Origin of the sequence: Mesorhizobium sangaii, from assembly GCF_014207355.1 — a bacterium.
In the GTDB taxonomy this organism is placed as follows: Bacteria; Pseudomonadota; Alphaproteobacteria; order Rhizobiales; family Rhizobiaceae; genus Mesorhizobium; species Mesorhizobium sangaii.
The window spans coordinates 686,957-712,440 of the sequence record NZ_JACHEF010000003.1 but is presented as its reverse complement, the minus strand read 5'-3'; the positions used below and the strand labels follow the sequence as shown (position 1 = coordinate 712,440).

The 25,484-nt window shown below is 60.9% G+C and carries 27 protein-coding genes and 1 tRNA gene; 5 read left to right on the top strand and 23 right to left on the bottom strand.

Translation table 11 applies throughout. From position 1 onward, the window contains the following. Positions 1-5 precede the first annotated feature (5 nt). From HNQ71_RS18550 to HNQ71_RS18540, 3 genes are all read left to right on the top strand, one after another. Positions 6-221 (top strand): hypothetical protein, encoded by a 216-nt coding sequence (locus tag HNQ71_RS18550; protein ID WP_184874114.1) that lies wholly within the window; start codon positions 6-8, stop codon positions 219-221. Positions 222-263: 42 nt separating this feature from the next. Further along, on the top strand, positions 264-485 hold the full coding sequence (locus HNQ71_RS18545) for a phosphoheptose isomerase family protein (protein WP_184874112.1): 222 nt from the start codon (positions 264-266) through the stop codon (positions 483-485). Between the two features lie 883 nt (positions 486-1,368). Further along, positions 1,369-1,791 carry a hypothetical protein gene (locus HNQ71_RS18540; RefSeq protein WP_184874111.1) on the top strand — a complete coding sequence of 141 codons (423 nt, stop codon included), beginning with the start codon at positions 1,369-1,371 and terminating at the stop codon, positions 1,789-1,791. Positions 1,792-1,874: 83 nt separating this feature from the next. Here HNQ71_RS18540 and HNQ71_RS18535 read toward each other — a convergent pair whose 3' ends face one another. From HNQ71_RS18535 to HNQ71_RS18525, 3 genes are all read right to left on the bottom strand, one after another. Continuing rightward, on the bottom strand, positions 1,875-2,087 hold the full coding sequence (locus HNQ71_RS18535; RefSeq protein ID WP_246461672.1) for a hypothetical protein: 213 nt from the start codon (positions 2,085-2,087) through the stop codon (positions 1,875-1,877). 933 nt (positions 2,088-3,020) lie between these two features. Then, positions 3,021-3,323: a hypothetical protein gene (locus tag HNQ71_RS18530; RefSeq protein WP_184874109.1), complete on the bottom strand. Its 303-nt coding sequence runs from the start codon at positions 3,321-3,323 to the stop codon at positions 3,021-3,023. A gap of 391 nt (positions 3,324-3,714) precedes the next feature. Further along, positions 3,715-3,790, bottom strand: a tRNA-Lys gene (locus tag HNQ71_RS18525). Positions 3,791-4,094: 304 nt separating this feature from the next. On the opposite strand from HNQ71_RS18525, the gene HNQ71_RS18520 reads away from it, so the two are divergent. Further along, positions 4,095-4,601, top strand: a complete 507-nt coding sequence (locus tag HNQ71_RS18520; RefSeq protein ID WP_184874108.1) for a BA14K family protein — start codon at positions 4,095-4,097, stop codon at positions 4,599-4,601. Positions 4,602-4,743: 142 nt separating this feature from the next. On the opposite strand, the gene glpK is transcribed toward HNQ71_RS18520, so the two are convergent. The 15 genes from glpK to HNQ71_RS18445 all read right to left on the bottom strand — a co-directional run bounded on the left by glpK (position 4,744) and on the right by HNQ71_RS18445 (position 21,092). Continuing rightward, positions 4,744-6,237: a glycerol kinase GlpK gene (glpK, locus tag HNQ71_RS18515; RefSeq protein WP_184874106.1), complete on the bottom strand. Its 1,494-nt coding sequence runs from the start codon at positions 6,235-6,237 to the stop codon at positions 4,744-4,746. 93 nt (positions 6,238-6,330) lie between these two features. After that, positions 6,331-8,058, bottom strand: a complete 1,728-nt coding sequence (locus HNQ71_RS18510) for an ABC transporter substrate-binding protein (RefSeq protein ID WP_184874104.1) — start codon at positions 8,056-8,058, stop codon at positions 6,331-6,333. Between the two features lie 78 nt (positions 8,059-8,136). Continuing rightward, entirely contained in the window at positions 8,137-8,424 is a 288-nt protein-coding gene (locus HNQ71_RS18505) for a DUF2160 domain-containing protein (protein ID WP_095085033.1), read from the bottom strand. Positions 8,425-8,426: 2 nt separating this feature from the next. Next, on the bottom strand, positions 8,427-9,341 hold the full coding sequence (locus HNQ71_RS18500) for a carbohydrate ABC transporter permease (protein ID WP_184874100.1): 915 nt from the start codon (positions 9,339-9,341) through the stop codon (positions 8,427-8,429). Between the two features lies 1 nt (position 9,342). Continuing rightward, entirely contained in the window at positions 9,343-10,209 is an 867-nt protein-coding gene (locus HNQ71_RS18495; protein ID WP_184874097.1) for a carbohydrate ABC transporter permease, read from the bottom strand. Further along, positions 10,210-11,277, bottom strand: coding sequence for an ABC transporter ATP-binding protein (locus tag HNQ71_RS18490; RefSeq protein ID WP_184874095.1), 1,068 nt, complete (start codon positions 11,275-11,277; stop codon positions 10,210-10,212). It abuts the gene before it with no gap. 9 nt (positions 11,278-11,286) lie between these two features. Next, positions 11,287-12,366, bottom strand: coding sequence for an ABC transporter ATP-binding protein (locus tag HNQ71_RS18485; RefSeq protein WP_184874093.1), 1,080 nt, complete (start codon positions 12,364-12,366; stop codon positions 11,287-11,289). Positions 12,367-12,408: 42 nt separating this feature from the next. Then, positions 12,409-13,929: a glycerol-3-phosphate dehydrogenase gene (gene glpD / locus HNQ71_RS18480; RefSeq protein ID WP_184874091.1), complete on the bottom strand. Its 1,521-nt coding sequence runs from the start codon at positions 13,927-13,929 to the stop codon at positions 12,409-12,411. Between the two features lie 126 nt (positions 13,930-14,055). Beyond that, on the bottom strand, positions 14,056-14,823 hold the full coding sequence (locus tag HNQ71_RS18475) for a DeoR/GlpR family DNA-binding transcription regulator (protein WP_095085039.1): 768 nt from the start codon (positions 14,821-14,823) through the stop codon (positions 14,056-14,058). Positions 14,824-14,950: 127 nt separating this feature from the next. Beyond that, the gene (locus tag HNQ71_RS18470; RefSeq protein WP_184874089.1) at positions 14,951-16,363 is read right to left on the bottom strand and encodes a pyridoxal phosphate-dependent decarboxylase family protein; all 1,413 of its coding nucleotides are present in this window, start codon (positions 16,361-16,363) and stop codon (positions 14,951-14,953) included. A 110-nt stretch (positions 16,364-16,473) separates the two neighbouring features. Further along, complete coding sequence (locus HNQ71_RS18465) at positions 16,474-17,205, bottom strand: proteasome-type protease (protein ID WP_184874087.1); 732 nt, start codon at positions 17,203-17,205, stop codon at positions 16,474-16,476. 157 nt (positions 17,206-17,362) lie between these two features. Next, the gene (locus HNQ71_RS18460) at positions 17,363-18,157 is read right to left on the bottom strand and encodes a transglutaminase family protein (RefSeq protein ID WP_184874085.1); all 795 of its coding nucleotides are present in this window, start codon (positions 18,155-18,157) and stop codon (positions 17,363-17,365) included. 52 nt (positions 18,158-18,209) lie between these two features. Then, positions 18,210-19,151, bottom strand: a complete 942-nt coding sequence (locus HNQ71_RS18455) for an alpha-E domain-containing protein (protein ID WP_095085042.1) — start codon at positions 19,149-19,151, stop codon at positions 18,210-18,212. A 21-nt stretch (positions 19,152-19,172) separates the two neighbouring features. After that, positions 19,173-20,585 (bottom strand): circularly permuted type 2 ATP-grasp protein, encoded by a 1,413-nt coding sequence (locus HNQ71_RS18450; protein ID WP_184874084.1) that lies wholly within the window; start codon positions 20,583-20,585, stop codon positions 19,173-19,175. A gap of 270 nt (positions 20,586-20,855) precedes the next feature. Beyond that, positions 20,856-21,092, bottom strand: coding sequence for an Lrp/AsnC ligand binding domain-containing protein (locus HNQ71_RS18445; protein ID WP_184874082.1), 237 nt, complete (start codon positions 21,090-21,092; stop codon positions 20,856-20,858). A gap of 242 nt (positions 21,093-21,334) precedes the next feature. Here HNQ71_RS18445 and HNQ71_RS18440 point away from each other — a divergent pair, with 242 nt between their 5' ends. Next, a complete protein-coding gene (locus tag HNQ71_RS18440) occupies positions 21,335-21,754 on the top strand; it encodes a DUF4864 domain-containing protein (protein WP_184874396.1) in 420 nt (139 codons plus the stop codon). Between the two features lie 11 nt (positions 21,755-21,765). Here the strand turns inward: HNQ71_RS18440 and HNQ71_RS18435 are convergent, their stop codons facing one another. From HNQ71_RS18435 to HNQ71_RS18415, 5 genes are all read right to left on the bottom strand, one after another. Then, positions 21,766-22,491 (bottom strand): SDR family NAD(P)-dependent oxidoreductase, encoded by a 726-nt coding sequence (locus HNQ71_RS18435; protein ID WP_184874080.1) that lies wholly within the window; start codon positions 22,489-22,491, stop codon positions 21,766-21,768. 65 nt (positions 22,492-22,556) lie between these two features. Beyond that, positions 22,557-23,687, bottom strand: a complete 1,131-nt coding sequence (gene tgt, locus HNQ71_RS18430; protein ID WP_184874078.1) for a tRNA guanosine(34) transglycosylase Tgt — start codon at positions 23,685-23,687, stop codon at positions 22,557-22,559. Next, positions 23,680-23,949, bottom strand: a complete 270-nt coding sequence (locus tag HNQ71_RS18425; RefSeq protein ID WP_184874076.1) for a hypothetical protein — start codon at positions 23,947-23,949, stop codon at positions 23,680-23,682. Before HNQ71_RS18425 ends, tgt begins: the two co-directional genes overlap by 8 nt. Further along, a complete protein-coding gene (queA, locus tag HNQ71_RS18420; protein WP_184874074.1) occupies positions 23,939-25,027 on the bottom strand; it encodes a tRNA preQ1(34) S-adenosylmethionine ribosyltransferase-isomerase QueA in 1,089 nt (362 codons plus the stop codon). The genes HNQ71_RS18425 and queA overlap by 11 nt, the downstream gene beginning before the upstream one ends. Further along, the gene (locus HNQ71_RS18415; protein WP_184874072.1) at positions 25,027-25,476 is read right to left on the bottom strand and encodes a DMT family transporter; all 450 of its coding nucleotides are present in this window, start codon (positions 25,474-25,476) and stop codon (positions 25,027-25,029) included. The genes queA and HNQ71_RS18415 overlap by 1 nt, the downstream gene beginning before the upstream one ends. Positions 25,477-25,484 lie beyond the last annotated feature (8 nt).

Genomic DNA, 25,484 nt, shown 5'->3' with positions numbered 1-25,484 from the left:
CCTGAATGATTCAACGACGCGTCGACAAGGAACGGATTGAGCGCGCTGATCGCGAATCGAAACTGGCGATCGAGGCTGAGCGTGTAGCTAGAGATGCCAAGACGGCGCGACTGCGAGAGCAGCGCCTTTCCGTGGAGATATCTGCCAAGCAACCCTCTCCGGTCAAACGTCGTCGAACGGCCGCCAAGAAGCCAGGTCGGAAGATTATCGAGGTCAACTAGCGCACGTGCGGAACTGAAAGCGAAGCACGAGCTTGTGGCGAGATGAGCAAGCGCGGGATCGACTTCCTCGAAAAATGGATGGCAGAGCATTTGCCGAACGCCATGACCGACGATCCTGTCGCCATCAGCGACCTTGCCGACCGGGCGATCAAGGCCGCGGACAAGGAAGGCATCCGTACCGATGAGATCAGCGAGGAGGTCGGAAGCGTGTTCGGGGTCATCGCCGAGGCCATGCTGCACCGCGAAGGCGGCTTGGCGGGCTGACGAGGAGCGGATGACCGACAAGCCCGTCACAGGTAGGCAGGCAGCGTCCAAACCGCAATTCACATGGTTGTGGTGCGGGCGCCCCAGACTAGGCGGCCCGGCATTTCCGCAAGGCGGGGGGGCCAGCAGATTGTCGGGCCTAACCGGCGGGGGGTTGGGGGACCGCGCCGGCTAGCAAATCATAGGCGATTTCATGCATCCTTGAAATCTAGCGATGCGGCGCGGACCCTACTTCCATTGCAGGTGCCGATACGCCCAATCTCCAAGTTGATCAAACGACACATGATCCTTTAGCCTACCAAAATGTTGGGGGCAAAACTGGGGGGCCTCGCCGCTTCGCAAAAAGGAGCAGCGAGGCTTTTTTTGCGTTCGCTGGTACGAGAAGCCCGCTTTCTGACTAGAGACACTAACCGCGCGGTCTGCCTTTAGGTCCTGGCGAACTTTCCGCCGGGTTTGCAGCCAATTTGGCGGATCGCCGGTCTTTCAGCCAAAGGGACTTCTTTTTTATTGCCAGTAGCTCAGCTCGAGCGCCGTCATCAGTGGTCGCTTGGCCACGCTTCGCCGCAATCACATAGTCGGCTCTATTCGTTCGATAGTCTTCCTTTTGCACCGCCATCGTTGCTCCTCCCGCCGCGGCCTCCCCTCCATGGCCTGACGAGTTGCACTAACTGCCTGTGCACGGCGAGAGTCTAGCAATTGGGGATTGTATTAAAATGATACAGGTCGCAGACGGGAGCGGGGACCGCGACTGGAAGCCGACTTTCGATAGCGTCAAGCGAGAGCGTTAAGAAGACAAACCAAATGGCAAGCGCCAGTTAGATGCTTACCTGCTAAAATGCGAGCCGTCCCGCACATTCAAGCGTGACCAACATGGGAGGATGCGATGAAAACTATGAATCGCAGGTCTGCAATTGCGCTCGGTATAACAGCCGCAGCGGCGACGCCTCTGTTCACCCTGGTAGCATCGGCGAAGACCAAGAAATATGGCCCGAAGGAAGGCAAGGAGATTGCCCCCGGCGTCAGGGTCGTGGAGGTCGGCACAGGAAACTCCGACATTCCTGCGTACAAGAGCATCTCAATCGTCGATGTCGTGTTTCAGCCGGGTGCGCACGCTCCCGCGATGATGATGGACAACGACATGGTCTGCACGATCACCGCTGGTGCATTCACGATCAAGAAAGCGGACAAGGAATTCAAGCTCGAGGAAGGCGGCATATACACATGCAGCAAGGGCAAGACCGACGAGGCGACTAATACAAGCAAGGTGGTCGGCATACATCGTATCGCCGTTTTGATACCTGCCTAGGATTCATACTTTCCCGGTCAGGCAAATCGAGTCCTGGCCGGGGCTTCCCCGACCGAAGGTGAAGAGGCGCTAAACCGGATTTCTCACCGGAGGTGCCATTCCAGGTTCGGCAACGTTCGCCATTCATCCTTGAGGAACGAAGCGTCGTCGACCTTCATCGGCAAAACTATGGACGCCGCGAACGTGACGTTTTCGTCTGCCGTGTGCCCGTAAAGAATGACCGTGCGGCCATCTTCGGCAAGTACGGCGTCGACCTGTTCAATCGATTCTGGCGTTGCGGTCATAAACGGCAGCATCGCGCGCAAGCCGGCTCCCCGCAAGGCCGCGCTTTGACGATTTCTGCCAGAGGAAAAAGCCGGCGCCGCTCGCTGGAGGTTGCCTGAAGGGCGCCGGCCAGGTGGAAAAAGGTCCGCCGCGGCGTTAGGCTAACTGAGTCTTGACGTAGCGTCATGGCCGCAAGTGTCCCGTATCGGGAATAACAGACTGGCATCCATCTTGCTGCGGTGAAGCTTGCCGGCTGACCCCGGTCCTGATCGCGTACTCTGATCAGGTGTAGGCTCGCCGGGTTTGAGGTGTTGGGGTCCTTGCCCGGCGAGTTTGCCAGCCCCTCGCTTGCGCCATCATATCAGACAAGCCTAATGTAAATCATGATCTGGCCATGGAGCGGGCGCTGTGGCGCATCCGGGTTGGGCGCTGTCATCGCCGCAGCCTGCGCTTTCGGAATGCCGTTGGCATCGGCACATAGCTGGTACGAAAAACAGTGCTGTCAGGACGAGCATTGCGAGCCGATGGCAGAGGGTGCCGTTCGCGAAACAAGCAAGGGCTTCAAGGTGCCGTCCGGCGAGTTGCTACCTTACGCGGACGGCAGGGTGCGTCAGTCACACGACATGCGTTTCCATTGGTGCCATGCCAAAAAGGCTGGCCGGCATCGTCAAAAACCACCTAGCAACCCTGACATTACGATCTGCCTGTACGTGCCGCCTAAGTCATTCTGACATTCGTCAACCGGCCAGCGGACTTATGTTTTCCGCAGCCTCAAGCACGGCTCCGCCGTCGACCGTCTCGCCAATCAGCAAGTAGGCGTTTTCGCCTAGCAACTTGTGTAAACGCCTTTTTTGGACAAAAAATGTGAAAACGCCTAGTACTGATTGGAGATAAAATTTGTGTACTGGACGCCAGTCTAAGTATCTATGAAAGATACCACTTGCGCTAAACCCGATTATCGGCAACTATTGCTGGCAAGGGGAAGGGGTTTCCTGCACATAATCGAACGGCAACCGATACTTTGGCCGGGATGGCATGCTATGTCCAAGGCCTAAGCCCAAAAGCTTGCCGGCGATCTCCAGATCGTCTCGCGTCCCCGGCAGCCGGGATTTTCCGGCATTGGCCCGCGAGGCCAAACCTGGGAGTGATTTGAAATGAACGCTCTTACTGACATTGTCGCTGATGCCGCCATTGTCGTCGCCGATACCGCCATTGTCGCCGAACCAATGCCTCCTGTTGAGACCTGGCTGTTCCGGCGATTGGATCACACATCGAAGCCAGTGACTGCCGTCGCTAGTTATGGGGCGGGTTAGAACGACAAAGGGCCGCGAGGTGTACCGCGTGCGGTCCTTTAAGGACGTGGATCCTTGCCGAGACAGGATGATCCTTGGCGAGGCTCTGGTCTTGATGGATAACCACCATCACGATTGGAGCGACTGCCTTTTGACGCCAGAAATGGCTGCCAAACTCGCAACCTGACCGCTCGGACCGCAACTAAAAGCCCGCCCCGGCGGGCTTTTTTCATGTGCCGCGTGCGCCATTTGTGCGCCAACGAATCCCGGCTAACGTCAAGAAACACACGAAAAAACATGGGAAATCCGGGCAAATCCTGTAAACCCGAATGGCGCATGAATTCTAGTGCTAAGTAGTTGATTTTGTTGGTGAGCGCGATGGGATTCGAACCCATGACCTACTGATTAAAAGTCAGTTGCTCTACCGGCTGAGCTACGCGCTCCCGCGGGCTCGAAACGCTGCCCTCGAAATTGCGCGGAACATAGGGAGAGTGCCTCGACCGGTCAACCGGAAAAAGAGCATGGGCAAGCCAAGCTTTCCCGGCACTGCGATGTTGTCTGCCTGGCTGCTTCGAGCAGGGCATCAAGGGCCGTCCGGAGCAGCCGAACGAACGGCCCCTGGCGCCACCGCCAGGCCAGAGAAACATTAAAAATCAGCAACTTGATATTTTAGCGCGGAACTATTGCCCGGCTCGCCCGTTCTCCAAGCACAAGGGACGTCAATCACCCTTTCGAAGGAGAAGAACAATGAACAAGATCGTATCGGGTATACTGGCGACCACTTTGTCAGTTTCGTTCGCCGCGGCTGCCATGCCGGCCAATGCCGCTCAGATGCTCGTGCCACAGGCGTCTGACTCGTCGAATATTCTGAATGTCGGAGAGTCACGCTACGGCCCTTCGCAGTGGCGTCACAACCGCCATTTCAAAGGTAACCGCAACTTCAGCAACCGCGATTTCGGCAACCGTCGCAACTTTGCCCGAAACAACGACGGCGGCGCCTATTGGAATGGTCATCGCGGCTACCGCGAGTACCATCGCGGCTATCGTCGCCACGGCGACAACTGGTTCCCGCTGGCTGCCTTCGCCACCGGCGCCCTGATCACGGGTGCCATCATTAATAACGAAAACAACCGTGTCTATGAAGGCAATTCGCATGTGCAGTGGTGCTATGACCGCTATCGCAGCTACCGCGCTTCGGACAACACGTTCCAGCCGAACTACGGTCCTCGCCAGGAGTGCCGTTCGCCCTATTGATCACGGGTGAGTAGCTGTAACCGATAGTGCCGCGTAGAAAGGCCCGCGCCATGGCGCGGGCCTTTTTTCATTCGACGTATCGAAGGAGCATCCGCCTACCCAGCTGATGCTCTTTGTCTCGTCCCAAGACCCTGATGATTGCTTATGGCACACTCAGTGTCCTGCGCACCGCATCGCGCCAGCCCGCCAGCTTGATGGAGCGCGTCGGCGTGTCCATGTCCGGCTGGAACCGTCGTTCGAGCGCCCAGCTTTTCGCAAACTTCCTGGCATCCGGCCAGACGCCGGCCCTCGAGCCGGCCAGCCATGCGGCGCCGAGTGCGGTCGTCTCCAGAATGGTCGGGCGGTCGACCGGCGCATCGAGGATGTCCGCCAAGCGCTGCATGGTCCAGTCCGACGCCACCATGCCGCCGTCGACCCGAAGCACGGTCTTGACCGACGCGCCCTTCCAGTCCTTGTGCATGGCATCGAGCAGGTCGCGCGTCTGGTAGGCGACGGATTCCAGGGCAGCGCGTGCAAATTCCGCAGGACCGGAATTGCGCGTCAGCCCGAAAATGGCGCCGCGAGCCTCGGCATCCCAATGCGGTGCGCCGAGCCCGACAAAGGCCGGCACTAGATAGACGTTCTGCGTCGGGTCGGCCTCGGCCGCCAGTTTTCCGCTCTGATCTGCCTTGCCTATCACCTTGATGCCATCGCGCAGCCATTGCACGGCAGCCCCGGCGATGAAGATCGAGCCCTCCAGCGCATAGGTCGTCTTGCCGTTCAGCCGGTAAGCAATGGTGGTCAGCAGCCGGTTCTTCGAGCGCACCAGGTCGCTGCCCGTGTTGAGCAGCGCAAAACAGCCGGTGCCGTAGGTCGACTTCATCATGCCCGGCTCGAAGCAGGCCTGGCCAATAGTCGCGGCATGCTGGTCGCCCGCAACGCCGAGGATTCTTATCTCCGCCCCAAAGAGATTTTTCTCCGTGATTCCATAGTCATCGGCGCAATCTTTTACCTCAGGAAGCATTTTTGCCGGGATGTTGAGAATGGCCAGCAGCTCGTCGTCCCAGGCGTTTTTCTCGATGTTGTAAACCAGCGTGCGCGATGCGTTGGTCGCATCCGTGGCATGGACCTTGCCGCCGGTCAGCCGCCAGATCAGGAAGCTGTCGATGGTGCCGGCCAGCAATTCGCCCTTCTCGGCGCGTTTTCTCGCGCCTTTCACCTTGTCGAGCATCCACGCGATCTTGGTGCCTGAGAAATAGGGATCGAGCAGCAGGCCGGTCTTTCTGGTGAATTTCTTCTCAAGCCCCTGTTTCTTTAGCTTCTGGCAGAGTTGCGCGGTGCGGCGATCCTGCCAGACGATGGCATTGTGGATCGGCTTGCCGGTCGCCCTGTCCCAGATGACGACGGTCTCGCGCTGATTGGTGATGCCGATGGCCGTGACATCCGAAGCGGCGCGGCCGGCTTCCTTCAGCGCAGCCTTTACCGTCGTCACGACGCTCGCCCAGATTTCCTCGGGATCGTGCTCGACCCAGCCGGACGCGGGATAATGCTGGGCGAATTCCTTCTGCCCGCTGCCGACGACCTTCATATGACCATCGAACAGGATCGCCCGGGTCGAAGTCGTTCCCTGGTCGATTGCCAGCACAAAACCGCTCATTCAGATGTCCTCCGCCTTGATACAAACAGGGGAGACGGCAACATGCCGCCTCCCCCAATGTCACACGGGCGCGAACGCCCGCATAGGACAGTCCTATTTCTGCCAGCTCTTCACCAGTTCGTCGTAGTTGATGGTGATCGGCTTTTCCTTCTCGTTCTCGATCTTGAGCTGAGGCGCGAGATTGCCTTTCTTGACCGCGTCGGCGTTCCAGTAGGCGAGGTCATGCTCTTCCGCCATCTTCGGGCCGATATCGCCCTGGACGCCCGACTTCTCGATGCGGCTCATCACCTTTTCCTGCTCGCCGCAGAGCGAGTCCATCGCTTCCTGCGCGGTCTTGGCACCCGACGACGCATCGCCGATCGCCTGCCACCAGAGCTGTGCCAGCTTCGGATAGTCAGGCACGTTGGTGCCGGTCGGCGACCACTGGACGCGGGCCGGCGAGCGATAGAACTCGATCAAGCCGCCGAGTTTCGGCGCACGCTCGGTGAAGCTCTTGTCGTGGATGGAACTCTCGCGGATGAAGGTCAAGCCGACATGGCTCTTCTTCACGTCCACGGTCTTCGAGGTGACGAACTGCGCGTAGAGCCAGGCGGCCTTGGCGCGGTCGGTCGGCGTCGACTTCATCAGCGTCCAGGAACCGACGTCCTGATAGCCGAGCTTCATGCCGTCCTTCCAGTAGACGCCATGCGGCGACGGTGCCATGCGCCATTTCGGCGTGCCGTCGTCGTTCAGCACCGCCTTGGCGCCGGCGTCGACCATCGAGGCGGTGAAGGCGGTGTACCAGAAGATCTGCTGGGCAACCGCGCCCTGCGCCGGCACCGGTCCGGATTCAGAGAAGGTCATGCCCTGGGCCTCCGCCGGGGCGTAGGCCTTCAGCCAGTCGAGATATTTCTGGATCGAGTAGACGGCGGCCGGGCCATTGGTGTCGCCGCCGCGTGCCGTGCAGGAGCCCACGGGCCGCGAATTCTCGTCGACCTTGATGCCCCATTCGTCGACCGGCAGACCGTTCGGAATGCCCTTGTCGCCGTTGCCGGCCATCGACAGCCAGGCGTCGGTGAACCGCCAGCCGAGCGACGGGTCCTTCTTGCCGTAGTCCATGTGGCCATAGACTTTCTTGCCGTCGATCTCGCGGCCGGTGAAGAATTCGGCGATGTCCTCATAGGCCGACCAGTTGACCGGCACGCCGAGGTCGTAGCCGTACTTGGCCTTGAAGTCGGCCTTGTTCTTCTCGTCGTTGAACCAGTCGTAACGGAACCAGTAGAGGTTGGCGAACTGCTGGTCGGGAAGCTGGTAGAGCTTCTTGTCGGGCGCCGTCGTGAACGAGGTGCCGATGAAGTCCTTCAGGTCGAGGTTCGGGTTGGTGACATCCTTGCCGTCGCCCGCCATCCAGTCGGTCAGGTTGCGCACCTGCTGGTAGCGCCAGTGGGTGCCGATCAGATCGGAATCGTTGACCCAGCCGTCATAGAGGTTCTGGCCAGTCTGCATCTGGGTCTGGATCTTCTCGACGACGTCGCCTTCCTGGATGACGTCGTGCGTGACCTTGATGCCGGTGATGGCGGTAAAGGCCGGCGCCAGCACCTGCGATTCATACTGGTGCGTGGCGATGGTTTCGGAGACGACCTTGATGTCCATGCCGGCGAACGGCTTGGCTGCGTCAATAAACCACTGCATTTCGGCTTCCTGGTCGGCGCGCGAAAGCGTCGAGAGCGGACCTATCTCCTTGTCCAGAAAGGCTTTTGCCTCGTCCATCCCGGCGTAGGCGTTGCCCACGCCGAGCAATAGGACAAGGGCAGTCGTTGATGTTAAAAATTGCCGTCGCATAAGTTTCCTCCACTGTTTCAGGTTTCAAGTGCGATCTGGAGCGGCCGCCGGCACGCGGTCGCTCCGACAGTTCCCCCTCTATACGTAGCGGAACACGCCGATGGCGTAGACCACGGAGAGAGCGAGAGCCCACCAGAGGCTGGGTCCGACAAGACCCAGCCAAGCGAGATGGATAAAGGCGCTGCCAAGCAGCGATAGGAAGAGACGGTCGCCGCGCGTTGTCTCGAAGCGCAGGATGCCGACGCGCGGATTGCCGCCCGGCGAGGCGTATTCCCACACCGCCATGCCGCACAGCAGCAGCAGAATCGTTGCGAAGAAGGCAGCCGTCGGCCACGTCCAGGCCATCCAGGAGAGGTCGAAGTTCATTGTCATACCCTCCCCAGGGCGAAGCCCTTGGCGATATAGTTGCGCACGAACCAGATGACGAGCGCGCCGGGGATCAGCGTCAGCACGCCGGCTGCGGCGAGCAGACCCCAATCCATGCCGGCGGCCGAAACCGTGCGGGTCATGGTGGCGGCGATCGGCTTGGCATAGGTGGTCGTCAGCGTGCGGGCGATCAGCAGTTCCACCCATGAGAACATGAAGCAGAAGAAGCAGGCCACACCGATGCCGCTGGCGATCAACGGCATGAAGATCTTGACGAAGAAACGCGGGAACGAATAGCCGTCGATATAGGCGGTCTCGTCGATTTCCTTTGGCACGCCCGACATGAAGCCTTCGAGAATCCACACCGCCAAAGGCACGTTGAACAGGCAGTGTGCCAGCGCCACCGCGATATGCGTGTCGATCAGCCCGAAGGCCGAGTAGAGCTGGAAGAACGGCAGCGCGAACACCGCCGGCGGTGCCATGCGGTTGGTCAAAAGCCAGAAGAACAGATGCTTGTCGCCGAGGAAACGGTAGCGCGAGAATGCGTAGGCCGCCGGCAACGCCGCGGTCACCGAAATCACCATGTTCATCACCACATAGGTGATCGAATTGATGTAGCCCGAGTACCAGGATGCATCGGTGAAGATGGTGACGTAATTGGCGATCGTCGGGGCGTGCGGATAAAGGGTAAGCGAGGAGACGATCTCGGCATTGGTCTTGAAGCTCATGTTGATGAGCCAGTAGATCGGCAGCAAGAGCACGATGATGTAGATCGTCGGCACGATCCACCACCAGCGCGATTCCTCGCCGCGGCGCCGCATCAGCCGGGCAACCTCATCCTGCGACAGCGTGCTGGCCAATTCTCCCGAAGCTGTCGTCTCGCTCACTCTATCCGCTCTTTCGTTGGCGCCACTCATCTCAGCGCTCCGCGTCGTAATTGGTCATCACGGTGTAGAACACCCACGACAACAACAGAATGATGAGGAAGTAGACCAGCGACATGGCCGCGGCCGGACCGAGGTCGAACTGGCCGAGCGCGGTCTTGACGAGGTCGATCGACAGGAACGTCGTCGAATTGCCTGGGCCGCCGCCGGTGACAACGAAAGGTTCGGTGTAGATCATGAAACTATCCATGAAACGCAGCAGCACGGCGATCAAAAGCACACGCTGCATCTTGGGCAGCTGGATGTAGCGGAACACCGCCCAGCGCGAAGCGCCGTCGATCTTGGCCGCCTGGTAGAAGGCATCGGGAATGGAGACCAGGCCGGCATAGCAAAGCAGCACGACCAGACTCGTCCAGTGCCAGACATCCATTATGATGATGGTGACCCAGGCGTCGAACGGATCCTGGACATAGTTGTAGTCGATGCCGAGCGCGTTGATGTAGTAGCCGAGCAGGCCGATGTCGTTGCGGCCGAAGACCTGCCAGATGGTGCCGACGACGTTCCACGGGATCAGCAGCGGCAGCGCCATCAGCACCAGGCAGACTGGCACGCCCCATCCCTTTTTCGGCATGTTGAGCGCAATGAAGATGCCGAGCGGCACTTCGATAGCCAGGATGATGAAGGAGAAGATCAGGTTGCGGACCATCGCTTCCCAGAAGCGGCTGGAGGACAGCAACTCTTCGAACCATTCGGTTCCGGCCCAGAAGAAGACATTGTTGCCGAACGTGTCCTGCACCGAATAGTTGACGACCGTCATCAGCGGAATGACCGCCGAGAACGCCACCAGCACCAGCACCGGCAGCACCAGGAACCAGGCCTTGTTGTTCCAGGTCTTTTCCATCTATGCCCCCATCTCGACGCGCCAGGAATCGGCATAGATGTTGATGCCGGCCGGGTCGAACCGCACTTTCGGTTCGGCGGGCACGGTCTCGTCCTCGCCGATGACAGCCGCGATGTCGCGGCCTTCCAGCTTCGCGCGCACCACCTTGTGGCGGCCGACATCCTCGACCTTGCTGATCGAGACGGCCATGCCGTCGCGGCCAAGCCGCACATATTCGGGACGAATGCCAAGCTCGATGGCGCCACTGCCTGCCTTCGGCGCGCCCGGCAGTTCGATCCGCTGCGAGCCGAGCGTTGCGGTCTTGCCGTCGATCGCCACCGGCATGACGTTCATGCCGGGCGAGCCGATGAAATAGCCAACAAAAGTGTGGCGCGGCCGCTCGAACAGTTCGGCCGGCGTGCCGATCTGCACGATGCCGCCGTCATACATCACCACGACCTGGTCGGCGAAAGTCAGCGCCTCGGTCTGGTCGTGGGTGACATAGACCATGGTGTAGCCGAAGCGGCGGTGTAGTTGTTTCAGCTGCGAGCGCAGCACCCACTTCATGTGCGGGTCGATGACGGTCAGCGGCTCGTCGAACAGAATGGCGTTGACGTCGGAGCGCACCAGTCCGCGGCCAAGCGAAATCTTCTGCTTCTGGTCGGCGGTCAGGCCCCTCGCCTTCTTCTTCGCCCAGGACGCCAGATCGATCATCTCCAGCGTCTCACGCACTTTGCGGTCGACATCGGCTTCCGGCACGCCGCGATTGCGCAGCGGGAAGGCCAGATTGTCGTAGACCGTCATGGTGTCGTAGATGACCGGGAACTGGAACACCTGTGCGATGTTGCGCTCCTGCGTCGACAGTTTGGTCACGTCCCTGCCGTTGAACAGCAACTGGCCATGCGAGGGATGAAGCAGGCCCGAAATGATGTTGAGCAGCGTGGTCTTGCCGCAGCCGGACGGACCGAGCAGCGCATAGGCGCCGCCATCCTCGAAAGTGTGATGCACTTCGCGCAGTGCGAAATCGGCATCCGTCCGCGGGTTCGGCAGATAGGAATGCCTGACATGATTGACGTCGATGCGCGCCATATCGCCCTCCTATGCCGCCAGCTTCGGCGCGCTGACGGCGCGGCCGTGCTCGTCGAAAACCATGATGTGGCGCGGATCGATGAACACCTCCACCACCTCGTCGGGCTCGAAATGGCGGATGCCGTGGGTCAGCATGACCCAGCGCACGTCGGCGAAATCGAGATGGATGAAGCTCTCCGACCCGGTGATCTCGGTGATCGTGACCTTTGCACGCACCGGCACGGCCAACGCATTGGGCCGTTCGAGCGACAGATGATGCGGCTGGAAGCCGATCGTATAATTGGCATCGGCAATGCCCGAGAGCTCGGCCGGCACCGGCAATTTCACGCCGCCGTCGAGCAGGAAATCCAGGCCCTTCTTGGCGAGCACGATGGTGTTGAGCGGCGGATCGGCGAAGGTCCTTGCCGTCACCAGGTCGGCTGGCTTGCGGAACACCTCGATGGTCGGGCCGAACTGGGTGATGCGTCCTTCGGAAAGTGTCGCTGTATTGCCGCCGAGCAGCAGCGCCTCATGCGGCTCGGTCGTGGCATAGACGAAGATGGTGCCGGCGGCGGCGAAGATCTTCGGCAGTTCAGCGCGCAATTCCTCGCGCAATTTGTAGTCGAGATTGGCGAGCGGCTCGTCGAGCAGCACCAGGCTGGCATTCTTGACGATGGCGCGCGCCAGCGCGGTGCGCTGCTGCTGCCCGCCCGATAGGCTGAGCGGCGTGCGGTCGAGATAGGGCGTCAGCTTGAGCAGGGCCGCGGCATTGCGCACTTCCTTGTCGATCTTGGCCTGCTCGGTTCCGGCCACCCGCAGCGGCGAGGCGATGTTCTCATAGACGGTCATCGCCGGATAGTTGATGAACTGCTGGTAGACCATGGCGATCTTGCGCTTTTGCACCGGCACGCCGGTGACATTCTGGCCGTCGAACCAGACCGAGCCGGAGGTCGGCACATCGAGACCCGCCATCAGCCGCATCAGGCTGGTCTTGCCCGAAAGCGTGGGCCCGAGCAGGACGTTGAGCGAGCCATGCTGAAGCGTCAGCGACACGTCGCGGATATGCTCGGCCGCACCGACCGTCTTGGTGACGTTTCTCAGTTCCAGCATGACGCCTCCTCCCAGGCTTTCCGCATCAGCTCAAACCCCTCTTCATTCGGCAGCCGCGACATGCCGCCGGCTTATGCCGCGCATGAATTCATCAAGCGATGCCACCTGCTCGCGGCTAAGGTGCAGGCCGCGCTTGGTCCTGCGCCATAGCACATCCTGGGCGGTGACCGCCCATTCGTTCTCAACGAGGTAGCGTATCTCGGCCTCGTAGAGATCAGCACCGAAACTGCGGCCGAGATCGGCATTCGACTTGGCCAGGCCCAGCAGAACCTGCGCCCGCGTCCCGTAAAGCCGGGTCAGCCTGCGGGCCAGGCGTGCGTCGAGGAAGGGATAGGCCGACTTCAGCTTCGTCACTTGCGCATCGAAACCGGTGGCCGGGAAATCTCCGCCCGGCAGCGGCGCGTTTGCCGTCCATGGCTTGCCGCGCTTGCCGAGGAAGCTCTCGATCTTTTCCAGCATCGATTCCGACAGCCGGCGATAGGTGGTGATCTTGCCGCCGAAGGCATTGACGATCGGCGCAGCGCCCTCGCCGCCATCGGCCTTGATCACATAGTCGCGCGTCGCTTCCTGCGCCTTCGAGGCGCCGTCATCGTAGAGTGGACGGACAGCTGAATAGGTCCAGACGATGTCCTGGCGCTTGACCGGTTGCGCGAAATATTCGCTTGCCGCGGCACAGAGGTAGTCGATCTCGGTGTCGCTGATTTTCACGTCATGCGGGTCGCCGGGATAATCCTGGTCGGTGGTGCCGATCAGGGTGAACTCCTCCTCGTAGGGAATGGCGAAGATGATGCGGCCATCCTTGTTCTGGAAGAAATAGGCGCGCGGATCGTCGAATTTCTTGGCGATGACGATGTGGCTGCCCTGCACGAGGCGGACATTGTGCACATCGTTGAGGCCGACGACGCCGGACAGCACGTGATCGACCCAGGGCCCGGCGGCATTGACCAGCAGCCTTGCCTTGATCTCCTCGGTCTCGCCGGTCTGCAGGTTCTCGATCTTGATTGTCCACAGCCCGTCTTCGCGGCGAGCTTCGACCACTTTCGTGCGGGTGCGGATGCTTGCGCCGCGATCGGCGGCATCACGCGCGTTCAGCGCCACCAGCCGCGCATCATTGACCCAGCCATCCGAATATTCGAACGCCCTTTTGAACAGCGGCTTCAAAGGCTTGCCGGCCGGATCCCTGGTCATGTCCAGCGTCCTGGTCGCCGGCAGCAATTTGCGCCCGCCAATGTGATCGTAGAGAAAAAGGCCGAGCCTGATCAGCCAGGCCGGACGCAGGCCCTTGGCATAGGGCAGGACGAAGCGCATCGGCCAGATGATATGCGGCGCGTTCTTCCACAGAACCTCGCGCTCCATCAGCGCCTCGCGCACCAGGCGGAATTCATAGAATTCGAGGTAGCGCAGGCCGCCATGGATCAACTTGGTCGAGCCTGAAGAGGTCCCGCTGGCGAGGTCGTTCATCTCGGCGAGAAAGACCGAAAAGCCACGCCCGACGGCATCGCGGGCAATGCCGCAACCATTGATGCCGCCACCGATGACGAAGATGTCCCGGACTGCGTCCAAAAAGCCCTCCCGCGATTTCGCATTGCAGCATTTTTAGGTTTTTACGAAACCGTATCGGGATTATTTCGAAATAAGAACGAATGTCAAACGAAATATCACAGGCGCGTGATGATAGACCGATGCCGCTTAGCCGAGCGACGTCTCGATCAGTTGAACCTCGGCCTCCTGGCAGATCTTGCGCACCGACGGAATGTCGCAACGGTCGGTAATGAAGGTGTTGACCTGCGACAGATGGCCGATGCGCACCGGCGCGGTGCGCTCGAATTTGGTCTGGTCGGAAACCAGGATGACATGACGCGCATTGGCGATGATCGCCTGCGCCACCTTGACCTCGCGGAAATCGAAGTCGAGCAAGGCGCCGTCATGGTCGATGGCCGAAGCACCAATCACGGCATAGTCAACCTTGAACTGCCGGATGAAATCAACCGCGGCTTCGCCGACCACGCCGCCATCGGAACCGCGCACAACCCCACCGGCGATCACCACCTCGATCGAAGGATATATGCGCATCCTGTTGGCAACATTGATGTTATTGGTGATGACCATAAGCCCGTTGTGATCGAGCAACGCCTTGCTGACCGACTCCGTCGTGGTGCCGATGTTGATGAACAGCGAAGCATTGTCGGGGATCAGCCTGGCTGCCGCACGGCCGATCGCTTCCTTCTCGTCGGCGGCGATCTTGCGCCTGGCCTCATACTCCATGTTCTCGATGCCGGACGGGAACAACGCACCGCCATGGATGCGCGAAAGCAACCGCTGATCGCACAGGTCGTTGAGATCCTTGCGTATGGTCTGCGGCGTCACATTGAAGTGGGTGGCCAGATCGTCCACCAGCACGCGACCATGATCCTTGGCCATCTGGATGATTTCGGCATGGCGTGGCGACAGATACATGGGCGACCTCCCGTTTTCGTTTTTCTTGTCTATAGTCGAAAACGAAACCGATGAAAAGGCATAAGCCGGCTAATAGAAATTACCTGATTGCAAAGCCAAAGCCCTACGCAACCTCATCAAGGCAGGTTCAGCCTATGCTGCGCGCGATTTCGGTGATGACGACGAAGGCGGCATCGACATCGCCGGCGGTCGCCTCGAACTGTCCGACCTGGAAGCGGATTGCCACTCGTCCGTCGACTCTCGTCTGCGTCAGGTAGATCCGGCCATCGTCATTGATCGCATTGACCAGCCGCAAATTGTGCTCGTCCGCATCGGCGCCGGTGGCAGCCTTGTGCCGGAACGAAAACAGCGACAGCATCGGTTCGCTGACGATCTCGAAATCCGGCTCCTTTGCCAACTGCGCGGCAAGGCCCTCGCTCCAGGCAACATGGTTGCGGATCATCGTCCGAAGGTTTTCCAGCCCATGGGCGCGCAGCAGGAACCACAATTTCAGCGCCCGGAACCGACGACCGAGCGGCACCGACCATTCGGAATAGTTGATGATGCCGTCATGGCCATGGGTCTTCAGATAGTCCGGCTTGATGGCCAGCGTCCGCACATGGCTTTCGGGGTCGCGCAGGAACTGGATCGAGCAATCGAACTGGGCGCCGAGCCATTTGTGGGGATTGAAGACAACGGAATCCGCCGCTTCGACACCGCTCCAGAAATGCCGGTATTCCGGGCAGATCATCGCCGAGCCGGCCCAGGCCGCATCGACATGAAGATAAAGGCCATGCCGCCGCGCCACCTCGGCAACCGAAGCGATGTCGTCGGTGCCCCCCGTGCTGGTGCCGCCAACGCAAGCGATGATGCCGGCCGGCAGCATGCCGGCTTCCCGGTCGGCAATGATTGCCGCCTCAAGCGCTGCATTGTCCATGGCGCGAAAGCGGCCACCGACGGGAATGCGCACGAGATTGTCCTCGCCGATACCACACACCCAGATCGCCCGGTCGATCGAGGTATGCACCTGGTCGGAGGAATAGATGCGCAACCGCGGCTGCCCCGCCAGTCCCTTTTTGTTGCCTTGCCAGTCGAGCGCGCGCTCGCGCATGGTCAGCACCGCGGCCAGCGTCGCCGAGGATGCCGAATCCTGGATCACGCCTGAGAACCCTTCCGGCAGGGCAAGCGCCTGACGCATCCAGTCGACTGTGCGCGTTTCGAGCTCGGTCGCCGCCGGCGAGGTCTGCCAAAGCATGCACTGCGCGGCCATTGCCGAGACCAGATATTCCGCCACCACCGAGACCGGCGCCGCATTGGCCGGGAAATAGGCGAAGAAGCGCGGATGCTGCCAATGCGTCATCCCCGGCAGGATCTTCTCTTCGAAGTCGGCGAAAATCCTGTCCATCGGTTCGGCGTCTTCGGGCGGCGAAGCTTCTATGCTTCTGAAAATGTCGCCCGGCTCGACCAGCGGTCGCACCGGACGGTCGCGCAGCGTGTCGCGGTAGTCGGCGCCCCAGTCGGCGGCGCGCCGCGACCATTGCCGGAAATCATCGTTGTTCATCGTGTCCTCCCGACAAGATTCCTCGCCCCTGCCCCGTCACGGCTGGCTCTTTAGGATTCGATATTATTTAACATGTGAAATATACGCAACCGCCATCTGGCGCCGCGCGCCTACCCTGGAAAATCGGGCAGGCTGGCAAAAGCTGTCTTCAGCGCATTCGACCAGCCATCCGAGATCGTGCGGTAGTACTGGTCGTCCTGGCCGATGCGTTTCTTCAGCCCAACCTTGAAACTGTCCTTCTCCAGGAAGAGCAGGTCGAGCGGCAAGCCCACCGACAGGTTCGACTTCAATGTCGAATCGAACGACACCAGAAGCAGCTTCACCGTCTCTGCAAGGCTCATCGTCCTTTCGTAGGCGCGAATGATGATCGGCTTGCCATATTTGGTCTCGCCGATCTGGAAGAATGGCGTGTCGTCGGTCGATTCGATGAAATTGCCTTCGGGATAGATCATGAACAGGCGCGGCTCGCTGCCCTTGATCTGGCCGCCGAGGATGAAGGAAGCATTGAAGTAGGAATCTGCCTTCTCGCCCGCGGGTGACGAACTGGCAATGACCTCCTTGACCGTATCGCCGACCAGCCGCACCGTCTGGTACATCGACGGCGTCTCCAGCAGCGTGGCGTGACGGTCGGCAATTGCCTTGGTGCGTTCGTCGAGCAGGCTGACCACCGCCTGCGTCGTCGCCAGATTACCGGCCGACATCAGCACGATGACGCGCTCGCCCGGCTGCTCCCAGACATGCATCTTGCGGAAGGTGGAAATCGAATCCATGCCGGCATTGGTGCGCGTGTCCGACATGAACACGAGCCCGTGATCGATCTTTAGGCCGACGCAATAGGTCATGGAATCTCTTCTAGAGCGATTCATCGTTTCACGGAAACGCAGAACCGCTCTATCTCCTTGTTTCGACGCAATTCCCAAGGGAAAACGCTATGCGCTTTTCCCGGGAAAACCGTTTCATGCTTTTTCCTGGAATTGCTCCGGCGGCAATCCTGGCGGATTACTGCTCCACCGTGACGGTGACCGCAAGCTGTTCTTCCGCCTGTCCCAGCCGAATTCCCGACACCGGCGTGGCGTCGCGGTAGTCGCGGCCGATAGCCACTTTTACATAGCGCTCGTCTGGAGAGATTCCGTTTGCGGCATCGAAGGCGACCCAGCCGAGACCGGCGACATGTGCTTCGGCCCAGGCATGGCTTGCGGCCTGCTCGACGGCCGCATCCAGCATCAGATAGCCGCTGACATAGCGGGCCGGAAAGCCCATGGCGCGCGCGGCTGCGGCAAAGATGTGGGTGTGATCCTGGCAGACACCGGTCTTGAGCGCCAAGGCTTCCTCTGCCGGCGTCGCCGCATTGGTGGTGCCGGGCGTGTAGGCGACGCGCTCGCCGATGACCGCCATCAGCCGGTGCAGCCTTTCGATGTCGGTGCCCTTGCCGACCGATGCGGCGAGTTCGCGAACACCGCTGCCGATCGCCGTCAACGGCGTTTCATGGCTGTACAGCCAAAGCGGCGTAAAACCCTGGTGTGGTCCGGAGACGCCCGCGGTATCACGCGTCACCACTTCGCCGGCCGCTTCCACGGTGATGAAGTCTCGCTCGCCCTCGACGCTCAACAACCTGGTGTCATTGCCGAAATGGTCGACAAAGCGAACCTCTTCGCGCGCGCCTTCGATGGTCAGTGCCCAGGACAAAACGGTCTGCGTCGATCCGCTGACCGGAAGCAGCCGCAGCCGCTGCAACAGATAATGCACCGGTGCATCGTAGCGGTATTCGGTCCTGTGGGTGATCTTCAGCCGCATGCGCTATGTCCCGTTTGTGAGCACGATCTTGTCCCACTTTTCGTGATCATGCTCAATTGAACCGGTAGTCCTGCGCGATCTCGTCGCCCAGCCTGGTGTTGTCGCGAATGAAATTCGCCAGGAATTCATGCAGACCGGCGTCGAATATGTCCTTGATCGACCCGGCTCTCAGCATGGCCTGCGTCTTGTCGGCCGTCGCATGGCAAGCATGGCGTTCGCCGTAGTCGTCGCCGAGGAATTTCAGATGCTCGGCCAGGAAGCGGTAGCAGAAGGTAAGCGAACGCGGCATGCGGACATTGAGGATCAGATAGTCGGCAATGTTGGTCGGCTTGTAGTCTGCATCATAGACCCAGCGGTAGGAGCGATGCGCCGACACCGAGCGCAGGATCGATTCCCACTGGTAGTTGTCGAGTGTCGAGCCGACCCAGGAGATCGAGGGCAACAGCACGTAGTATTTCACATCGAGGATGCGCGCCGTATTGTCGGCGCGCTCGACATAGGTGCCGAGCTGCGAGAAATCGAAGATCTCGTTGCGCAGCATAGTGCCGTAGAACGAGCCGCGGATCAACGCCGTCTCGCGCTTGATCGCATCGAGCACGCTCGGCAGGTCGCGTTCGTCGATCGGCCTTGCCAGCATCCGCTTCAGCGACATCCAGGCTTCGTTGATGCTTTCCCACGTCTCGCGCGTCAGCGCGGTGCGCACCATGCGGGCGTTGTTGCGGGCCGTCTCGATCGCCGCCATCGTGCTCGACGGGTTCGACGTGTCGCGCAACAGGAAGTCGGCGACATTGGCGGCGGTATAATCCTGGTATTTCTGCGTGAAGGCGACGTCCGAGCCGGCGCTGAGCAGCACCGAATTCCATTCCTCCGAGGCGCTCTGGGTGCGGGTCAGCGCCATGCGCAGCCCGGCATCGACAAGGCGCGCCATGTTTTCCGCTCGCTCGATATAGCGGTTCATCCAATAGAGCCCGTTGGCGGTGCGGCCTAAAAGCATCAAAAACCCTTCAAGTGAAAATCAATCATCCAGCACCCACGTATCCTTGGTGCCGCCGCCTTGCGAGGAATTGACGACCAGCGACCCCTCCTTCAGCGCGACGCGCGTCAGCCCTCCGGGCACGATCTGGATGCGGTCGGAAACCAGCACATAGGGTCTGAGATCGACGTGGCGCGGCGCCAAGCCCTTATCGGTCAGGATCGGACACGTCGACAGCGCCAGCGTCGGCTGGGCGATGTAGTTCGACGGTTTTGCCGCGAGTTTCTTGGAAAAATCCTCGCACTCCTTCTTGGTCGCCGCCGGCCCGACCAGCATGCCGTAGCCGCCGGAACCGTGGACCTCCTTGATCACCAGTTCGTCGATGTGCTCGAGCACGTATTTCAGGCTGTCCGCCTCCGAACACCGCCAGGTCGGAATGTTGCCGAGGATCGCCTTGCGGCCGGTGTAGAACTCGACGATCTCGGGCATGTAGGAATAGATCGCCTTATCATCGGCAATGCCGGTGCCCGGCGCATTGGCGATGGTGATATTGCCGGCACGGTAGACATCCATGATGCCGGGTATGCCAAGTGCGGAGTCCGGCCGGAAGGTCAGCGGGTCGAGGAAAGAATCGTCGACACGGCGGTAAAGCACATCGATCTGCTTGTAGCCTTCGGTGGTGCGCATCGCGACATGGCCGTCGACAACGCGCAGATCCTGCCCTTCGACAAGCTGTACGCCCATCTGGTCGGCAAGGAAGGCGTGTTCGAAATAGGCGGAGTTGAAGCTGCCGGGCGTAAGCACCGCGATGGTCGGCGTGCCCTTGGTGCTCTGCGGCCGTACCGCCGCCAGCGACTGGCGCAGGAGCTGCGGATAGTTTTCCACCGGCCGCACCTTGATCTTTTGGAACAGCTCGGGGAACAGCTGCATCATCGTCTCGCGGTTCTCCAGCATGTAGGAGACACCCGACGGCGTGCGCGCATTGTCCTCCAGCACGTAGAATTCGTCCTCGCTGATGCGGACGATATCGACGCCGATGATATGGGTGTAGACGCCGGCTGGCGGCCTGACCCCGATCATTTCCGGCAAGAACGCCTCGTTCTTGGCGATCAATTCCTTGGGGACGCGCCCTGCCCGCAGGATCTCCTGGCGATGGTAGATATCGTCGAGGAAAGCGTTCAGCGCCTGCACGCGCTGCTCGATGCCTTGCGTCAGGCGTCGCCACTCATTGCCCGAGATGATGCGGGGAACGATGTCGAACGGAATCAGCCGCTCGGAAGCTTCCTGCTCGCCGTAGACGGCGAAGGTGATGCCGGTCTTGCGGAAGACGCGTTCGGCGTCCTGCATCTTCTCGGTAAGCCTGGCCGGATCCTGCTCCTTCAGCCAGCGATCATAAGCCGAATACGGTCTTCTCAATCCGGAGACTTCCGGAAGCATTTCATCGAACGCTGCCAATCGCATACTCCCCTGTGACACCATTTCACTGGCGTCGCCGGAGAAAATCAAGCGCAATCGGTGATTTGAGGGAGACGGACGACCAGTATGTGGCGGCTGCCCAAAATTAAGGCAGCTAAAATATGACCTTGGTCAGGCTCTGCCTCGTGGCCGGGCAGGTGCGTTCAGAAGCTGAAGCATGGTCCCCAAAAAGTGGAATCCGGCTTTTGCAGAATGTCATGCTCAAACACTGCGATAGAGCCCCATCCCGATTCTGTCGGGGAACGGGCTCTAGAAGGCGCGGAACGTGACGACGGTGAAAGTGTCCTTGATACCGGGGAGAACCTGCACCTTCTCGTTGACGAAATGGCCGACGTCTTCCTCATCGTCGACGTAGAATTTGGCGAGCAGATCGTAATTGCCGGCGGTCGAGTAGATTTCCGAAGCGATCTCGGCGTCGGCAAGCGCGCTGGCAACCTCATAGGATTTGCCCAGCTCGCATTTGATCTGCACGAAAAACGCCCTCATGGCTTCGTCCCTAAACGTCCAAGTCCAAGCGGCCCTTCTGACAGACTGGAGGCGGGCTTTCAAGCCACCGGAATGCGTACTTAGCCGGCCCGGGCCTGGGCCACAGCTTCCCGCAGCGCGTGGGGGCCACACGAATGTTCGCCATCGATGAAACCGTGAAGCGCCGCCAAGCGTATGTTAAGATGCCTCCTGGAACAGTTTTGGGGAGAGGCAGCTTTCTCGAGGGGCAACGGAGGCCGGCCATGCGCCGCTTGTTTTTCGCATTCGCGTTCGTTCCACTCATCCTGGCGTCGTCTGCGTTTGCCGGCGATGCCGAGGTCAAGGCGGCGCAAGCAGCCATCGACGGCCAGCTGAAGGCGTTCATCGCCGATGACGGCGTCGCCGCCTACAGCTTCGCCGCACCCAACGTGAAACAGATCTTCCCGACTGTCGACACCTTCATGAACATGGTGACCAACGGCTATCCGCCGGTGCGCAAGCCGCAGACCTATTCTTTCGGCAAGGTCGAGGAGACGAGCCCGACATCGATCGTCCAACAGGTGCTGATCGTCGGCCCCGACGGCAAAGACTACGAGGCGGTCTATACGCTGCAGTTACAGCCGGATGGCCACTACCAGATCACCGGCTGCAGCCTGCGCGCGTCGAATTCGCTGAGCACCTGATACGGCCGATATCAGTAGCGCGCCCTGCCGCCCGACATGTCGAATACAGCGCCAGTGTTGAAGCTGCTCGAATCGGAACACAGCCAGAGCACCAACGCAGCCACTTCTTCGGCGGAGCCGAGCCGTTTCAGCGGGCTGGCGCCGATCATATCGCTGACGACTTCATTGCCAAGGCGCCTGATAAGGTCGGTATCGATCGGGCCGGGCGCTACGCAATTCACGCGGATGCCGGTGTCGCAAACCTCCCGCGACAATGCCTTGGTAAAAGCGATAATGCCTGCGCTTGCCGCAGAGTAGGCGGCAAGGTTCGGCAAGCCTTCCTTGCCTGCAAGCGATCCCATGTTGACGATGCGGCCAGTGCCAGCCTTGCGCATAATTGGCAGAACCTGATGCGTGACCTCGAACGTTCCGAGGAGATTGACACCGATAATTCGCTGCCACTCAACCGGCTCGAAGGCCTCAAAGCCGAGGTAGGGACCGAGATAGCCAGCATTGTTGACGAGGATGTCGACCCGGCCCGCCCCGGCGACAACGTCAGCCAAGGCTTCCCTTATTTCGAACGCCTTGGTAGCGTCGACCGTCTGGCTGCGGATTCCGGCAGCCGGCACTGGATCGGCATCCCAGACCCAGACGTCGGCGCCAGACCCTGCCAGCTGAGTGGCCACGGCTCTGCCGATGCCCCTCGAACCACCGGTTACGATCGCCGTCTTGCCGGCAAAGTCGTATGTCACGGCCATGGCCAATCCCTCGATTACAAATCTGCTCTTGGGCAGCCGATCCGTCAATCGCTGGAGACGCTGGACTAAATGGCCGGGATATCGCCCCGAGCCCAACCTTCCGAAATCTCCGCCGCGCGTGCTTCGAAGGCATGTGCCTCGATGGCGGTGCGGATGTCCTGCATATGCTTCTGGTAATACGAGAGATTGTTCCAGGTCAAAAGCATCGCACCAAGCGCTTCCTGCGAGCGCACCAGATGGTGAAGATAGGCGCGTGAGTAGTCCCTCGCCGCCGGGCAGTCGCTTTCCTCGTCGAGAGGGCGCGGATCGTCGGCATGGCGGGCGTTGCGCAGATTGACCTTGCCGCGCCTGGTGTAGGCAAGGCCGTGCCGGCCGGCCCGCGTCGGCATCACGCAGTCGAACATGTCGACGCCGCGCGCCACCGATTTCAGGATATCGTCAGGAGTGCCGACGCCCATCAGATAGCGCGGCTTGCCTTCAGGCAGTTCCGGACAGGTAATGTCGAGCATCTCGAGCATCACGGCTTGCGGCTCGCCGACGGCCAGGCCACCGACCGCATACCCCTTCAGTTCCATCGCGCTCAGCGCCTGCGCCGAGCGCACCCGGAGCGCCGCGTTGTCGCCGCCCTGCACGATGCCGAACATCGCCTTGCCCGGCTGATCGCCGAACGCCGTCTTGCAGCGCTCTGCCCAGCGCAGCGACAGTTCCATGGCGCGCTCGATCTCCTTCATCTCGGCCGGCAGCGCGGTGCATTCGTCGAGCTGCATCTGGATATCGGAATCGAGCAAGCCCTGGATTTCGATCGAGCGCTCCGGCGACATCTCGTAGGCGGCGCCGTCGATATGCGAGCGGAAGGTGACGCCCTTTTCAGTCAGCTTTCTAAGCTTCGACAGCGACATCACCTGGAAGCCGCCGCTGTCGGTCAGGATCGGATGCGGCCAGCGGGCGAATTCGTGCAAGCCCCCGAGCCGCGCCACGCGCTCGGCGCCGGGCCGCAGCATCAAATGGTAGGTGTTGCCCAGGATGATGTCGGCGCCAAGGCCGCGCACCTGGTCCATATACATTGTCTTGACCGTGCCGCCGGTGCCGACCGGCATGAAGGCAGGCGTGCGGATTTCGCCGCGCGGCATGTCGATCACGCCGCGCCGCGCGCTGCCGTCCGTCGCCAGAACCTTGAAGCTGAACGGCTTAGCCATTGAATTCCTTGTCATGAACCGGGGCGCCAGGTGCCTGTTTGTCGAGTGACTGGCGGTATTGGATGCAGCCCCGCATGAATTTCGGCCAGGGCGGCACGGCGATCGACGGCTCGGTCTTCTCCGGCAGCAGATCCCACAGATCCGGGTGGTGCCAGCACAGATCATGGCCCGTAGCGTCGCGATGCTGGCGAATGCCGGTTCGCAATCTTTTCACTTCCGCGATCAGCGCATCGCGGTCCAGGCTCTCGAGATCATCGTCCATCGCTCATCTCCGCTCGATAAAGCAGGCTTGCATCACCATAGGAGTAGAACCTGTAACGGTTCTCGACGGCATGCGCATAGGCCGCACGCATCGTGTCGAGGCCGCTGAAGGCCGAGACCAGCATGAACAGCGTCGAGCGCGGCAGGTGAAAATTGGTCATCAGCATGTCGGCGGTACGAAAGCGATAGCCGGGCGTGATGAAGATGTCGGTCGGACCGGACCACGCAACCAGGGTGCCGTCCGCACGCGCCGCGCTTTCCAGCAGGCGCAGCGATGTCGTGCCGACAGCGATGATGCGCCCGCCCCTCGCCCTGGCCGCATTGAGCGCGGCGGCGGTCGCCTCGCTGACCGAACCGGTCTCGGCATGCATCTTGTGGTCGGCGGTGTCGTCTGCCTTCACCGGCAGGAACGTGCCGGCGCCGACATGCAAGGTGACGAAACGGCGCTCGACACCCCCGGCGTCGAGTGCCGCAAAAAGCTCCGGCGTGAAATGCAGGCCTGCCGTGGGCGCGGCAACGGCGCCTTCCTCCCGGGCATAGATGGTCTGGTAGTCGGCCCGGTCGCGTTCGTCATCGTCGCGCTTCGAGGCGATATAAGGCGGCAGTGGAATGTGACCGACAGCGCGCAGCGCTTCGTCGAGGAAGGGCCCCGACAGGTCGAAGCCAAGCAGCGCCTCGCCGCCCTCGCCTTTCTCGATCACGGTGGCGTCGAGCTGGCCGAGGAAACAGGAATTGCCGTCATGGCCGAAATGGATGCGATCGCCCGCGGCAATGCGCTTGCCCGGCCGCATAAAGGCCAGCCAGCGGTCCGGCGCCATGCGCATATGCAGCGTGGCTTCGACTTGCGCCTGTGCCTCGCCGCGCCGTCGGATACCCTTCAGCTGCGCCGGAATGACCTTGGTGTCGTTGAACACCAGCACATCGCCGGCCCTGAGCAGGGACAGCAGGTCGCCAACCGTCCGGTCTTCGAGCCCTTCACCAGGCTTGACCACCAGCATCTTGGCGCTGTCGCGCGGCTCTGCCGGGCGAAGCGCGATACGCTCCTCCGGCAAGTCGAAGTCAAACAGATCGACGCGCATCAGTAGAGCCGGACGAGCAGCGCTCCGGCCAGCAGCAGCACCGCGCCGGCGACGCGGCCGAGCGAGATCTCGCGCACCGCAACGCCGAGGAAGCCGATGCGGTCGATGAGCATGCCGGCCAGCAACTGGCCAGCCACCAGAAACGCCATCAGCGCGGCAGCGCCGATGCGCGGTGTCAGGATGGTCGACAGCGTGACATAGAAACCGCCAAGCATGCCGCCGGCGACGAACAGCCACGGCGCCGGCGCCTTCCAGTCGAGCGCGACGCCTTGCAGCTTCACCACGGCGACGGAGATGATGCCGAGCACCACCGCGCCCGACAGGAACGAAAACGCAGCCGCCGCGACCGGGAGGCCCAGGCCGCGTGCCAGCTGCGAATTGATCGGCGCCTGAATGGCAATGAAGGCGCCGGACAGGATGCCGAGAAGCGACCAGACGACGCCCATCATTGAAGTTT

Excerpts from the sequence above, each read along its gene's own strand:
- HNQ71_RS18485 (WP_184874093.1), bottom strand. The coding sequence starts at position 12,366 with ATGCTGGAACTGAGAAACGTCACCAAGACGGTCGGTGCGGCCGAGCAT.
- HNQ71_RS18415 (WP_184874072.1), bottom strand. The coding sequence starts at position 25,476 with ATGATGGGCGTCGTCTGGTCGCTTCTCGGCATCCTGTCCGGCGCCTTC.
- HNQ71_RS18435 (WP_184874080.1), bottom strand. The coding sequence starts at position 22,491 with ATGGCCGTGACATACGACTTTGCCGGCAAGACGGCGATCGTAACCGGT.
- HNQ71_RS18520 (WP_184874108.1), top strand. The coding sequence starts at position 4,095 with ATGAACAAGATCGTATCGGGTATACTGGCGACCACTTTGTCAGTTTCG.
- HNQ71_RS18505 (WP_095085033.1), bottom strand. The coding sequence starts at position 8,424 with ATGAACTTCGACCTCTCCTGGATGGCCTGGACGTGGCCGACGGCTGCC.
- glpK (WP_184874106.1), bottom strand. The coding sequence starts at position 6,237 with ATGAGCGGTTTTGTGCTGGCAATCGACCAGGGAACGACTTCGACCCGG.
- HNQ71_RS18550 (WP_184874114.1), top strand. The coding sequence starts at position 6 with ATGATTCAACGACGCGTCGACAAGGAACGGATTGAGCGCGCTGATCGC.
- HNQ71_RS18470 (WP_184874089.1), bottom strand. The coding sequence starts at position 16,363 with ATGAACAACGATGATTTCCGGCAATGGTCGCGGCGCGCCGCCGACTGG.
- HNQ71_RS18545 (WP_184874112.1), top strand. The coding sequence starts at position 264 with ATGAGCAAGCGCGGGATCGACTTCCTCGAAAAATGGATGGCAGAGCAT.
- HNQ71_RS18510 (WP_184874104.1), bottom strand. The coding sequence starts at position 8,058 with ATGCGACGGCAATTTTTAACATCAACGACTGCCCTTGTCCTATTGCTC.
- HNQ71_RS18490 (WP_184874095.1), bottom strand. The coding sequence starts at position 11,277 with ATGGCGCGCATCGACGTCAATCATGTCAGGCATTCCTATCTGCCGAAC.
- HNQ71_RS18465 (WP_184874087.1), bottom strand. The coding sequence starts at position 17,205 with ATGACCTATTGCGTCGGCCTAAAGATCGATCACGGGCTCGTGTTCATG.
- HNQ71_RS18495 (WP_184874097.1), bottom strand. The coding sequence starts at position 10,209 with ATGGAAAAGACCTGGAACAACAAGGCCTGGTTCCTGGTGCTGCCGGTG.
- HNQ71_RS18540 (WP_184874111.1), top strand. The coding sequence starts at position 1,369 with ATGAAAACTATGAATCGCAGGTCTGCAATTGCGCTCGGTATAACAGCC.
- HNQ71_RS18535 (WP_246461672.1), bottom strand. The coding sequence starts at position 2,087 with ATGCTGCCGTTTATGACCGCAACGCCAGAATCGATTGAACAGGTCGAC.
- HNQ71_RS18425 (WP_184874076.1), bottom strand. The coding sequence starts at position 23,949 with ATGGACGATGATCTCGAGAGCCTGGACCGCGATGCGCTGATCGCGGAA.
- tgt (WP_184874078.1), bottom strand. The coding sequence starts at position 23,687 with ATGGCTAAGCCGTTCAGCTTCAAGGTTCTGGCGACGGACGGCAGCGCG.
- queA (WP_184874074.1), bottom strand. The coding sequence starts at position 25,027 with ATGCGCGTCGATCTGTTTGACTTCGACTTGCCGGAGGAGCGTATCGCG.
- HNQ71_RS18460 (WP_184874085.1), bottom strand. The coding sequence starts at position 18,157 with ATGCGGCTGAAGATCACCCACAGGACCGAATACCGCTACGATGCACCG.
- HNQ71_RS18440 (WP_184874396.1), top strand. The coding sequence starts at position 21,335 with ATGCGCCGCTTGTTTTTCGCATTCGCGTTCGTTCCACTCATCCTGGCG.
- HNQ71_RS18475 (WP_095085039.1), bottom strand. The coding sequence starts at position 14,823 with ATGTATCTGTCGCCACGCCATGCCGAAATCATCCAGATGGCCAAGGAT.
- HNQ71_RS18445 (WP_184874082.1), bottom strand. The coding sequence starts at position 21,092 with ATGAGGGCGTTTTTCGTGCAGATCAAATGCGAGCTGGGCAAATCCTAT.
- HNQ71_RS18500 (WP_184874100.1), bottom strand. The coding sequence starts at position 9,341 with ATGAGTGGCGCCAACGAAAGAGCGGATAGAGTGAGCGAGACGACAGCT.
- HNQ71_RS18455 (WP_095085042.1), bottom strand. The coding sequence starts at position 19,151 with ATGCTTTTAGGCCGCACCGCCAACGGGCTCTATTGGATGAACCGCTAT.